At 29.7% G+C, this 13037-nt stretch carries 11 protein-coding genes and 1 pseudogene; 10 read left to right on the top strand and 2 right to left on the bottom strand.

Annotated elements, in window-relative coordinates:
- The 8 genes from ACJQQZ_RS12340 to gtfB form a co-directional block, all read left to right on the top strand.
- Positions 1-454: LPXTG cell wall anchor domain-containing protein (locus ACJQQZ_RS12340; protein WP_408023166.1), on the top strand; the 454-nt coding region annotated here is incomplete at its 5' end.
- 137 nt (positions 455-591) lie between these two features.
- Complete coding sequence (gene secY2 / locus ACJQQZ_RS12345) at positions 592-1785, top strand: accessory Sec system protein translocase subunit SecY2 (protein ID WP_050969638.1); 1194 nt, start codon at positions 592-594, stop codon at positions 1783-1785.
- A gap of 13 nt (positions 1786-1798) precedes the next feature.
- On the top strand, positions 1799-3355 hold the full coding sequence (gene asp1, locus ACJQQZ_RS12350) for an accessory Sec system protein Asp1 (RefSeq protein ID WP_145506888.1): 1557 nt from the start codon (positions 1799-1801) through the stop codon (positions 3353-3355).
- The gene (gene asp2 / locus ACJQQZ_RS12355) at positions 3348-4892 is read left to right on the top strand and encodes an accessory Sec system protein Asp2 (RefSeq protein ID WP_058714175.1); all 1545 of its coding nucleotides are present in this window, start codon (positions 3348-3350) and stop codon (positions 4890-4892) included. Before asp1 ends, asp2 begins: the two co-directional genes overlap by 8 nt.
- Position 4893: 1 nt before the next feature.
- Positions 4894-5400 carry an accessory Sec system protein Asp3 gene (gene asp3, locus ACJQQZ_RS12360; RefSeq protein ID WP_071561222.1) on the top strand — a complete coding sequence of 169 codons (507 nt, stop codon included), beginning with the start codon at positions 4894-4896 and terminating at the stop codon, positions 5398-5400.
- A gap of 21 nt (positions 5401-5421) precedes the next feature.
- Positions 5422-7812 (top strand): accessory Sec system translocase SecA2, encoded by a 2391-nt coding sequence (gene secA2 / locus ACJQQZ_RS12365; protein WP_145506884.1) that lies wholly within the window; start codon positions 5422-5424, stop codon positions 7810-7812.
- A gap of 17 nt (positions 7813-7829) precedes the next feature.
- Positions 7830-9341, top strand: coding sequence for an accessory Sec system glycosyltransferase GtfA (gene gtfA, locus ACJQQZ_RS12370; protein WP_050969642.1), 1512 nt, complete (start codon positions 7830-7832; stop codon positions 9339-9341).
- The gene (gtfB, locus tag ACJQQZ_RS12375) at positions 9334-10680 is read left to right on the top strand and encodes an accessory Sec system glycosylation chaperone GtfB (RefSeq protein ID WP_050969643.1); all 1347 of its coding nucleotides are present in this window, start codon (positions 9334-9336) and stop codon (positions 10678-10680) included. The genes gtfA and gtfB overlap by 8 nt, the downstream gene beginning before the upstream one ends.
- A gap of 165 nt (positions 10681-10845) precedes the next feature.
- On the opposite strand, the pseudogene ACJQQZ_RS12380 reads toward gtfB, so the two are convergent.
- A pseudogene (locus ACJQQZ_RS12380) lies at positions 10846-11428 on the bottom strand (thiamine pyrophosphate-dependent enzyme); the annotation flags it as partial.
- A gap of 53 nt (positions 11429-11481) precedes the next feature.
- Between ACJQQZ_RS12380 and ACJQQZ_RS12385 the strand changes: the two are divergent.
- Entirely contained in the window at positions 11482-11784 is a 303-nt protein-coding gene (locus tag ACJQQZ_RS12385; RefSeq protein WP_239217044.1) for an urea transporter, read from the top strand.
- Positions 11785-11834: 50 nt separating this feature from the next.
- Here ACJQQZ_RS12385 and ACJQQZ_RS12390 read toward each other — a convergent pair whose 3' ends face one another.
- Positions 11835-11984 carry a hypothetical protein gene (locus ACJQQZ_RS12390; protein WP_228065466.1) on the bottom strand — a complete coding sequence of 50 codons (150 nt, stop codon included), beginning with the start codon at positions 11982-11984 and terminating at the stop codon, positions 11835-11837.
- An 856-nt stretch (positions 11985-12840) separates the two neighbouring features.
- Between ACJQQZ_RS12390 and ACJQQZ_RS12395 the strand changes: the two genes are divergently transcribed.
- Positions 12841-13037 (top strand): thiamine pyrophosphate-binding protein (locus ACJQQZ_RS12395; RefSeq protein WP_408023167.1); only part of this gene is annotated, 197 nt, incomplete at its 3' end.

The raw sequence follows: 13037 nt of genomic DNA on the forward strand, positions 1-13037 counted from the left end.
AACGTCAGTAAGCGCAAGTGATTCAACGTCAGTAAGCACATCAGATAGTGCATCAACAAGCACAAGCGTATCTGACTCAAACTCAGTAAGCGCGTCTGACTCAGCGTCAACAAGTGCATCTGATTCAGCGTCAGTAAGTGCATCTGACTCAGCGTCAGTAAGCGCGTCTGACTCAGCGTCAACAATTGCATCTGATTCAGCGTCAGTAAGTGCATCTGATTCAACATCAGTAAGCGCATCAGATAGTGCATCAACTGGAGAAAGTACAAACTCATCTAATGTAGCTCAACAATCAAATCACAAAGATAATAGTGATGAGAACAAAGAACTTCCTGAAACTGGTAATAGCAATGATGCTAATAATACAAACGTATTAATGGGGGCTGTTCTCTCATTGCTTGCTGGATTAGGTTTAATGAAAAGATCACGTAAAAACAAAGAAGATAAAAAATAATTATAGATTTTAATCTATGATAATATGAAGTAAAACAAAGAGGCTAAGACATAATATTAAGTTTACGTGATAGTAAATCAATTATGTTTTTAGCCTCTTTGCACTCATATTAAAATATAAGAATTTTAGGTGGAAAAATGTTAAGAAATAAAGAGTTTAAGATTTTACACAAAAGAATTATTTTTACAATGTTCATTCTTTTTATATACATATTTGGAAGTAATATTTCTATCATTGGTAATGAATCAATTAAATCCAGCCATGATAGCTTTTTTAAATTAGCTGTTTCAAATGTCGGTGGGGATTTAAGCTCATTGAATGTATTTTCATTGGGGTTAGGCCCGTGGTTAACAGCAATGATTATTATCATGCTATTCAACTATAGAGATGTAGATAATATTGTTAAGCAGACTCGTTCTGAAAAACAAATAAAGGAAAGGCTATTAACAATACTTATAGCAACGATACAAGCATACTATGTTATCCATACCTATGTTCAGAATAATATAATACAGAGCACAAATATTCTGTTACTTGTATTAGTTTTATTAACAGGGACATTACTATTAGTCTGGTTAGCTGATCAAAATACGACTTATGGAATTGGTGGGCCAATGCCAATTGTATTAATGAGTTTAATAAAATCTTTATTTCATCAACAACTGTCTAGTATAAATGTAACAGCAACATTATTTATTGTGATTGGATTACTAGTTATAGCGATTCTAATACTTCTCTATATAGAATTATCAGAGTATCGACTTCATTATAAAGATATAATGAATATGTCTACACAAACTTCACATTCATATCTTGCCTGGAAATTAAATCCAGCAGGAAGTATATCTATAATGATAAGTTTATCTTTATTTCTATTGTTAAATAGTGTCATTAACTTAATTGGAAACTTACTTTTGAATAAGGAAATGAATGTAGCCATTTTTGGATTTGATAATCCCATAGGTATTACAGTATATATTGTAATACAAATCATTTTTGGATATTTACTATCTAGATTTTTGATCAATACTAAAAGGAAATCTAAAGAATTTTTAAAAAATGGAAATTACTTTGCTGGTATTAGTCCTGGTGAAGAAACTGAGCGATATTTAAATAAAAAAGCAAGAAGAATTTGCTGGTTTGGTTCAGTTACAGTGACATTGATTTTAGCAGTGCCCTTATATTGTTCATTATTGGTTCCAGAGCTTTCAAAAGAAATATACTTTTCAATACAACTGATTATATTGATTTATATTGGTATAAGTATAACTGAAACATTAAGAGCATATTCTTATTTTGATAGATATAAAAGCATATTAGACAAATATTAGGGAGGAATTTTTTATGAGATATTTTATACCAGCGTGGTATAGTGGACAAAAATTGTGGAAAGACAATACTCTTCCCTTCTATTATAAGCCGGATAAAACAGATTTTGATGACATGATTAGCTTAATGTCTATGCATAAGAAAAATGGTTATGAATATAAATTACTAGTATTAAATTATTCACCTAATTTAAGGTTGTTTTTACATAGACATGATTTATTTGAAAGTGATTATTGGTCTGTATTTGATGTGTTACAAAGTGCTCCAAACACATTACCTAGAGCTATTGATTACTTAGATTTGAATTGGCCTAAAGATACAGAGTTTGTATATTCGCCGTTTATGGTAGAAGCAGTTATAGGTAAAAATACGTATTCTCAAATTACGTTTAATCAAGAGGGATATGTACTCCATATACATGAATATGAAAATGGATTGCAACAACAAAAGATAATATTTGACGATAGAGGGTTTATATCTTCAATTATTAAATATGAAAATGATACTGAAGTTGAACAAACTTATTTAAATGTATTGGGTGAAAAGATTCTAACTGAGAACTTAATAACAGGAGAAGTATTAGTTAACAATCCAGTTAAAGATTTATTAGACCATAGTAAATATTTAAATATGTTGGAAATAATAGAAGAGATTGTTGAAAAATTTTATACAGATCAAATAACACAATCAGACGATTTTATTGCTGCTTCCGATGGAAGACATAATCAGTTAATTACACGGTATTTTGAAGCAAATCAATTATGTTTTTCTCTATTTTCAAATAGAAATAGAGAAATAACGTCACATTTAATTCAATCCATGCAACCTGCAAAAAGTTGTTTAGTTGACACAAAAGAAAATGAAAGAGAATGTAGGCTTATTGCTAATAACAATTCAATTAACATGAAAATGTCTAGAATTACACCCTTTGATACTGAAAAAATCCCAAATATAAGTTCTCAGTTATATGATGTGCATATTGGTTTTTGGATAGATAATTTATCAAGAGATGTAGTAGAACCTGTAATAGATCAGTTATATAGTTATATTAAAAATAAAGAAAACTATAGAGTTACTATTTTAATGAAAGATATAACAAGCAAAACACCGAAATGGTTATCAGACATAGTAAAAGAAAAAAATGAATTATATAATGAAGAACAAAGAACTTTAAGTGAAGAAATGGCTGATGTGTTAGAAGAAGAAATGGAATTTATAGAAATAATTAAAATTGAATCGGTCATATTTGAAGAAGATTTAATTAGAGCAATGTCACAATTAAGAGTAGTTATAGATTTGGGTGATGAACCAGATTTATATCTGCAAATTAGTGCAATCAGTGCAGGAGTACCTCAAATTAATATGATAGAAACGGATTATGTGACACCTAATGTAAACGGGTTAATAATACCAAGTTCATCTAATATGATACAGGCGTTAGATTACTTCTTACTAAGTTTGAAAAATTGGAATTATTCTTATGCATCTTCCCTAAAATTAGTAGATGAATTTAGTTCGACTAAGATAATAAGAGAAGTGAACCGTTTGATAAAAGGAGAGTTATATGGCTAGAAAATTTAATATATTGCAAATCGGTGGAGAAGATTTAGAACCTATTTTCCATGATAAAAAAAACGTGTACATCGATTATCTTGATCCAATACTATTTACATTTGAAAGTGGTTATGAAGAAGCAATTGAAAATTTAATAGATGAAGTTGGTTCCTTTAATTTAGTATTTATTCAAACAACATATTCTCAAGAATTGATGAAAGTTATTGAAATAGTGGGAGAACCATATACGATTTATGTAGATGAAAAATATTGGGATTTTCAATTCGAAAATGATTCTCGAGTAAAATATAAATTTATTAAACCATTAATTTATAAATCAACAGATGAGTTGCATCATAAATTAAAATCAGGTGCTTTTACTAAGCAATACGGAGATAAAGTCTCGCCAATTAAAGGAGAGGTAAATCCTAATTTTGAAGGAGAATTTGAATACTTAGGTAACAAGGAACTCGTTTTGTCTGGAAATTTTGGAGAGTCGTATACGCCAATTGTTAGCTGGAACCAAAACTTAGTTTACGATAAGAATATGATGGTACAGTTATGGCCAGAATTTTTTGTAGAGGGAAATGTTGATGTCCAATATGTAATTAGATTAATCCCATTTGGCTCATTAGAACATACGAAAGATGTTATAACCTTGACAAAGGATGATTTAAACCAGCCTTTGGAATTGATGCCAAGACCTTATGATGCAAACATTTCTATAGTAGTAAAAGCAAAGGGAACAGGTGTTGTACATCTTAGGGCGATCCATAAAAGGTGGTCTCGTGCAGAGATGGGCCAATTTATAATGGGTGGTCAACGTTATAACGATGAAAATGGCGAAGAGTTTATACATTATTTCAATCCTGGTGATTTAAAGCCGCCATTAAATGTATATTTTAGTGGTTATCGTTCAGCAGAAGGGTTTGAAGGATATTTTATGATGAACAGTCTAGATGCCCCATTTTTACTTATTGGGGACCCTAGAATCGAAGGTGGATCCTTCTATCTTGGCTCTGAAACCTATGAAAATAGCATAAAAAAAGTTATTAAAGAAACATTGGAATATTTAAATTTTAAAGAAGATGATTTGATATTATCTGGATTGTCGATGGGGTCATTTGGCGCATTATACTATGGTGCACAATTAAACCCAAGAGCTGTGATTGTTGGTAAACCATTAGTGAATATTGGTAGAATAGCTGAAAATATGAAACTAAAGCGACCTAATGATTTTGGAACAGCACTAGATATTTTGATGTCTCAAGAAGGCACATTTAGTAAGGAAAATATCAATCATTTGAATAAGCGTTTTTGGGGAAAATTTAAGCAAAATGAAGTTGAAAATACTACTTTTGCTATCGCATATATGCAAAATGATGATTATGATGATATAGCTTTTGATGATTTAATGTCTGTGCTAGGAGAATCTAAAACGCATGTCATGACACGTGGCGTGCCTGGTAGACATAATGATGACTCAGCAACGATAACCAGTTGGTTTGTAAACTTCTATCATATTATTTTAAATAATCAATTCGGGAGAGAGTAGTATGAATCAAAATAATCGATTTGATATCACCTGGAAAAAGGTACATAAAAGTACTTTTATGTATGGAGCTAAGCTAAAATTTAATAATAATTTTGTCAGCATGGACAATTCATTGATGCCCTCAGGAATGGTGATACGTGAATGGAACATGTTATCAAGTTATACAACAAATAAACAAGTGCCTTCATTACCATTATTGAAAAAAGGAAACAATTATAAAATTAGGTTTGATTATGATGTCACACCTGAAAGATCAGTGTATTTTAAGATTGTTTTATATAAAAAGAATGGTGAAAAAATTAAAACTATGATTATCGAAGATGATGATATTGAGTTTGAATATCCAAAAGATGCCTATTCTTATAAAATTGAATTAATGAATGCTGGATTTCAGCATTTACAATTTCGCCGAATTATTATTGAAGACCAACATATAGAGAGCAGTCATTCAACTATATCAACTGATATTAGTAAAACAATAGATAAAATCAGACACAATAAAGTATAAAATTCAGAAAGAGGTGTTAAAATGACAGGTAAATTTGATAATACTATTAATAAAATGCGGTTAAAAAAACTAAATAAAACATTAAATAGTATCAATAAAATGAGTCATGTTTTTTCTGAATATACTGATGAAGCATTAAAAGCAAAAACTCAAGAATTTAAAAAGAGAATAATGGAATCTAAAGAGACATTAGATCAAATTTTACCAGAGGTATATGCTGTGGTAAGAGAATCTGCCTACCGTGTATTAGGCATGTACCCTAAAGATGTGCAGGTACTAGGAGCTATAGTAATGCATCAGGGAAATATAGCAGAAATGCAAACCGGAGAAGGCAAAACGCTAACTGCAACGATGCCCTTATATTTAAATGCATTAACAGGTAAAAGAGCATTTTTAATTACGACTAATGATTACCTAGCTAAAAGAGATTGCATGGAAATGAAACCATTGTATGAATGGTTAGGCTTAACTGCATCATTGGGATTTATAGACATTCCAGACTATGAATATGAAGCTGGTGAAAAGCAAAAGCTATATGCACATGACATCATTTATACTACAAATGGGCGTTTGGGCTTTGATTATCTTACAGACAATTTAGCAGATCACAAGCGAACTAAATTTTTACCTGAATTACAGTTTGCAATTTTAGATGAAGTTGATTCAATCATTTTAGATGCAGCCCAAACACCACTTGTTATATCCGGTGCACCACGATTGCAATCTAATTTATTTGATATTGTAAAAGAATTTGTACATACACTTAAAGATGGGCAACATTTTAAACTAGATAAAAATAAAAAAGAAATTTGGCTAACAAAACAAGGTATTGATAAAGCAAATGACTACTTTAAAGTGCACCATTTATATGATGAACTTAATTTTGATTTGGTTCGTATTATCAATTTATCATTGAGAGCTAAGTATCTATTTGATTATAATTTAGATTATTTTGTATCAAATGGAGAGATTGTGTTAATAGATAGAATTACAGGGCGAATGCTTCCAGGTACGAAATTACAATCAGGTTTGCACCAAGCAATTGAAGCTAAAGAAGATGTTGAATTATCTATTGATAAGAGTGTGATGGCTACAATTACATTCCAAAACTTATTTAAACTCTTTGACAAATTTGCAGGAATGACTGGAACAGGTAAACAAGGAGAAAAGGAATTTTTTGAATTATATTCGAAAATTGTAGTTGAGATTCCCACTGACAAACCTATTCAGAGACAAGATTTGGAAGATAGAGTATTCGCAAATATGGAAGAAAAAAATCAAGCCATCATTGATGTTGTAGTTGAAAAACATAAAAAATCTCAGCCAGTTCTTTTAATAACTAGAACTGCAGAAGCAGCTGAATATTTTTCGGCTAATCTATTCCAATTAGATATACCTAATAACCTATTAATTGCTCAAAATGTTTCTAAAGAAGCTCAAATGATTGCAGAAGCAGGCACTAGAGCAGCAGTTACTGTGGCTACAAGTATGGCAGGACGTGGTACAGATATTAAATTAGCACAAGGTGTTCATGAAATTGGTGGATTAGCGGTGATTATTAATGAACATATGGAAAATAGTCGTGTAGATAGACAGCTAAGAGGCCGTGCTGGTCGACAAGGTGATCCCGGTGTATCTCAAATATTTGTGTCATTAAATGATTACATTGTTAAAAAGTGGAGCCAATCTAAATTGCTAGAGAACGACAAGTTGAAGCAAACTAATAGTGAATATTTGGAAAATAGTAAAGTTTTTCAATTGAGAGTAAAAAATATTGTAAATAAAGCACAAACTGTTTCAGAAGAGACTTCTATTGTTCAACGTGAAATGGCTAATGAATTTGAAAAAAGTATTAGTGTACAAAGAGATTTAATATATAAAGAAAGAAATCGTATTTTAGATATGGTTGATAAAAACCAATTTGATTATAATCAATTGGCGAAAGATGTTTTTAGAAGCGATTTAAAAAGCTTTAATATAAATGATGAAAAAGATGTAATTAGCTATGTTTATAAAAACTTATCTTTCAATTTTGAAGCGAATAATGAAAGAATAGATGTATATAACCAAGAATCAATTGTTGATTTTTTAATACAACATTTTATGCATCAATTTGAGGATAATCAAAAGAAAGCAGCAGATCCATATTTCATATTACGTTTCATTCAAAAATCATTTATCAAAGCAATCGATATGGCATGGATTGAACAAGTCGATTATCTTCAGCAACTAAAAGCTAGCGTCAATAATCGCCAAAATGGTCAAAGAAATGCCGTATATGAATATCATAAAGTTGCATTAGAGTCATATGAAGCTATGACAATTACATTAAAAAGAAATATTATAAGAAATTTATGTTTAAGTATTATAACGTTTGATAAACATGGAGATCTTGTGATTTATTTCCCATAAAATAAAGGGGGTTTATGATGACTGTATATAATATAAACTTTGGAATAGGTTGGGCAAGTAGTGGAATTGAATATGCTCAAGCATATAGAGCTAAATTGTTGAGACAGCTGTATAGAAATGTAAAATTTATTTTTTTAGATTTCATGTCTTCTGAAAATATCCAAACATTAACTGATAACTTAGGATTTAAAGATGATGAAGTAATTTGGTTATATCAATATTTTAGTGATATAAAAATTGCACCAACAACATATACTTTAGATGATTTAATGGGTGAAATCGATAACGAAATTACTCAAATAGAGGATAACGGTAAAATCAAAAGATTGTATTTCGATGATGATAAAAGTTCATTTGCAACGTGCTATATGAAAAATGCAGATAAAAATTATGTAGATAGAGTGGAGTTTGTTCTTGAAGGCTATTTAGTAAGAAAAGATTTCTTTAGTTATACAAGAGTTTTTTCTGAATATTATGCTCCATATCAAAATTATGCCAAGATATATATGAGACAGTTTTACAATGAAGATGGAACAATTGCATATAAAGAGTATATAGATGATAAAGAAAGTGTCTTTGTCTTTGATGATGCACAGCTCTATAGTAAAGCAGAATTTGTTGCATATTTCATGAATAAATTAAATTTATCAAATAGGGATATCGTAATCCTAGATAGAGCTACAGAAATTGGTCAAGCAGTATTACAAAATAAAGGTGCTAGCAAATTAGGTGTGGTAGTTCATGCAGAACATTTTAGTGATAATGCCACTGATGGCGATAATATATTGTGGAATAACTACTATGAATATCAATTTAGAAATGCAAAATTTGTTGACTTCTTTATTACTGCGACCGATTTACAAAATCGTATTTTAAGTCAACATTTTTCTAAATATACTCATGATAATCCATTAATCAGAACAGTTCCTGTAGGTAGTTTAAATCAACTTATTCATCCAGAGAAAAAAAGACAACCGTATTCAATGATAACAGCATCTCGACTGGCTAAAGAGAAACATGTAGACTGGATTGCTAAAGCAGTTGTAAAGGCAAAAAAAGAGATTCCTAAATTAACGTTTGATATATACGGTCAAGGTGGAGAAAAAGATAAAATAGAACAAATTGTTTATGAAAATAATGCGCAAGAATATATTACATTAAAGGGTCATGTTAATTTGCAAGATGTTTATTCAAAATATGAATTATTTGTATCTGCTTCACAAAGTGAAGGTTTCGGTTTGACATTGATGGAGGCTGTAGGGTCTGGTTTAGGAATGATAGGATTTAATGTAAATTATGGTAATCCAACATTTATTCGTAATGGTGAAAATGGATATCTGATGTCTGAAAATGTAGAATCTGCAGATGAAGAAGAAAAGATTAATGAATTAGCTTCATATATAGTGAAATATTTTAAAAATGGACCAAAAAATCCAGAACGCACATCATATGAAATTGCTAGAGAATTTTTAACTCAGAAAATAGTAGAAAAATGGAATATGCTAATTAACGAGGTGCTACATGATTAATATATTTGATAATTATCATTTTAATTCACAATTATTACATCGTTCATTGAAACTTGCAGGGTATCAACATTTGACAATTTGTTTAGAGGATGATGGCTTTTTACCAGATGATGTTACCTCTCCTTACCAATTTTTTGCTCAAAATCCAATTAAACAAAGTGATAAGCCTTTATTCTTTAATGAAGTAGAGGTGCCAACTTACTGGGAAATTACAGGTACAAATGATATGGGTGAAATAAAAAATTTAGGGGAAGTTAGAGGTAAAATTTTCTATCAACCCAATTTCAAGTCTCGTATTGTAAGTCGAGTTGAGTGGTTGGATAATAAGCAACGATTACGTACAGTTGATCTCTATAATAAAAATGGGTTTAAATTTGCTGAAGTTATTTATGATTTAACTGGCAAATCTATAATGAAAAAGTACTTTGATCACCTAGGCAAAGAAATTATCTATGAAAATTATGTGACTGGGGACTATATATTAAACTGGAAAAACAAGACACACTTTTTTAAGTCTCAAGAATCATTTGTCATATATTACTTAAAACAACTAAATGTAGATTTGGATGTAGTTATCTTTAATTCACTAGCAATGCCTTTTATCGCGTTATATAGAATGAATACAATTGGAAAGGGAATTCTCGTTTGGCAAGAAAATAGTCACGGTACTATTCCAGGAAATATGAAACTTATGTTTGATAAATCGTTAAATAGAAAGTATTCAATAATGATACCAAATAGAGATGAATATCTAACAATTCGCCAAGGGCTTGGTGATAAAGAACGTGATAAAGTAATTAGAGGTGGCTATCTTTATAGTTACCGAAAACAAAACCAATTTACTAGAAATATATTAACTTTAACAAATTCCGATCAATTGCTCTGTATTGAAGAATTAGTAAAAAGTAATAGCGAATATCAATTTCATATTGCAGCTATTACAGAAATGTCTAATAGACTATTAAACTTAATGAAATATGATAATGTTCGATTGTATCCAGTGGCGAATGAAGAGACAATTGAATCATTATATCAACGATGTGATATTTATTTAGATAATAATAAAGGTAATGAATTATTGGATGCAGTTGGTCGAGCATTTGAAAATGATATGGTGATATTTGCAACGCATAATGAAGCACATAATCGTATGTTTACAGCGACTGAAAATATTGTTATGGAGAAAGATATTAATAATTTGACATTAATGCTTCGAAAAATGTCTAATAATCATAAAACATACCGCACTAGGTTACAATTACAGAAGGATTATGCAAATGAAATTGAACATGAAAAACTCATTAATAAGATTAATATGTCATTAAAATTAAAAACTTAAAATTCGTTAAACTTGGACTTTTAAAGTAAAAAATATTCTCTTTAATTTTATAGTTAAAGAGAATATTTTTAGTCTGTCATAATTAATTACACCTATAGAAAAATATTTTATAGGTGATTTAATAAACATAATTTAAAGAATGTAATTTGGGTTATCATATATTGTTTATTTATTTTGTGAAGCAAATACTTTAGCAATATCACTTAATTTAGCTGGTGCGTCTTCAACTGCCATTTTCACTTCAACAAAGTGCATGCAATCACCATTTGCATTGATTTTTTCAAATGTTTCTTTTAGTTCATGTGATGTATTAACATCATGGACGACTACATTGTCTCTGCCAAATACTGCAGGAAGTGCTTTGTAATCACATGTGAATATCATTATATGGTTCTTTCATACCATGAATTAAACATTCCACTGTATAACCATCATTGTTAACTACAAATATAATTGGTTTCAATTGTTGTCTGATCATTGTTGATAACGATTGAACTGTCAGTTGTAAAGAACCATCTCCGATAAGTAAGACATTACGTCTATGTGGTGCAGCGATTTCTGTACCTAATGTTGCAGGTAATGTGTAACCGATAGACCCCCATAAAGGCTGTCCAATAAAGGTATTGTCTTTATATAAAGCTAAATCATAGGCTCCAAAGAATGAAGAACCTTGTTCAGCAATTAAAATATCATCCAGTTGTAGGAAGTCTTGCATCATTTTGAAATAAGTTACTTGAGTTAATGGTTCATGATCGATTTGATAGTTTTCTTCTTAAAACTACTTTAGAAGGGTTTAGTGAAGTGTTTATCATACCTAGTATATGGGCAGGTTTACTTATATTAATTGGGATCTTAATCGATTCTAGAAAAGCAACGGTATATGCCATTTTAGGTAATGTACTCGGTTTTGTTATTGTAGCTATGTTAGGTGGTAACGTGAATAACATTAATCAAGGTTTATTATTAACTGTTCTATTGAATTTAGGTTTGAATACAATACTTGAACCCATTGGTTTACCATCAGTGACGATGCCATTTATTCTAGCAACTTGGATTATGTTATTTGCTGGTCGTCCTCATAGAAATATTGAGAATAAGAATTAATTAAAAACTCTGGTGCACGCTTATTCAAAAGCGCGTTCCAGAGTTTTAATTTATGACACTAAATAATGGGATGTATGGTGTTCTAACTTATGGAAGATGAGCTCAATAATAATCGCTAATGCCCAATAAAATATTGCAGCAACCGTATAAACTGGTACAAATTGATAGCTTTCATTAGCAATTTCAGTACTAATTGCCAATAGTTACTTGGGCAGCAAAAGCAAATAAAAGAGTTATTGATTTCCCAAGTTAAAAGGAATGAAATATAATTAGATAAATAATATTACTATTCTTAATATCAATAATTTTATTGAAATACAATTGTATATTTAAGTAATAAAAATTTCGTAAATTAAAAGTAAAATTGAAGCAATTAAAAAGGTAGTACTAGCTACAATATCGAAAACTTTGCTTTTCTTTCTACTCATAATGTTTTTTAAAAAAGCACCAATGGCAACCAACATTAGAATTATACAAATTATATAAATAATAAAAAAAACTCCTTTTTGTATAAAAATTTTTATATCCTATAGTATGTTAAAACATACTTATTCCTTTTATAATTAAATAGTATAGATAAATCTAATGTGACCTAATAATTTTTTATCATTCTTTGCTTTTTAATAATATTTCCTTTATCTAATGCCTTTCAAACATAATGAAGTTTTAAAAGTTGTCTTTGTATTTAGACAGCTTTTTTACGACGTATACATTAAGAAGTTTTTCTTATTTTAAAAGTCAGATTGATGATTCATTTACATGACTTTATTTTTGAATATTTTTAAGTGTTGCATTGATAACTTTAAATTAGACATATTTTCATAGCTTTCTGATATCAAAAAGATTATCGTATCAGTATAATGAGCCCTTATAATTTATTAATAGTAATGAAAATATGAAATAAAAGAATGTTTAGTATCGTCAATAAGTATTTTTATTCATGTTTGAAATGGGGTTATAATGTAGACACAAACAAATTACATGTATTTTATTGAATATGTATAAAACTAGTAGATATAGACATGTAATGTAAAACTTGAAAGGAAATGAATGTAAATGACTAATAAAAATTATAATGCAGCTAACATAGTTATTGATACTCTAAAGAATAATGATGTGGAATATATATTTGGTATTCCAGGTGCAAAAATTGACTATTTATTTAACGCACTTGAAGACGATGGACCTGAACTTATTGTTACGCGTCACGAGCAAAACGCAGCAATGATGGCCCAAGGTATAGGACGACTAAC

It is taken from the genome of Staphylococcus sp. KUGN1 (genome assembly GCF_045984185.1).
In the GTDB taxonomy this organism is placed as follows: domain Bacteria; phylum Bacillota; class Bacilli; order Staphylococcales; family Staphylococcaceae; genus Staphylococcus; species Staphylococcus warneri_A.

Bases quoted from the DNA above. Each gene is read 5' to 3' on its own strand.
- secY2 (WP_050969638.1), top strand. From the start codon at position 592: ATGTTAAGAAATAAAGAGTTTAAGATTTTACACAAAAGAATTATTTTT.
- asp1 (WP_145506888.1), top strand. From the start codon at position 1,799: ATGAGATATTTTATACCAGCGTGGTATAGTGGACAAAAATTGTGGAAA.
- asp2 (WP_058714175.1), top strand. From the start codon at position 3,348: ATGGCTAGAAAATTTAATATATTGCAAATCGGTGGAGAAGATTTAGAA.
- asp3 (WP_071561222.1), top strand. From the start codon at position 4,894: ATGAATCAAAATAATCGATTTGATATCACCTGGAAAAAGGTACATAAA.
- secA2 (WP_145506884.1), top strand. From the start codon at position 5,422: ATGACAGGTAAATTTGATAATACTATTAATAAAATGCGGTTAAAAAAA.
- gtfA (WP_050969642.1), top strand. From the start codon at position 7,830: ATGACTGTATATAATATAAACTTTGGAATAGGTTGGGCAAGTAGTGGA.
- gtfB (WP_050969643.1), top strand. From the start codon at position 9,334: ATGATTAATATATTTGATAATTATCATTTTAATTCACAATTATTACAT.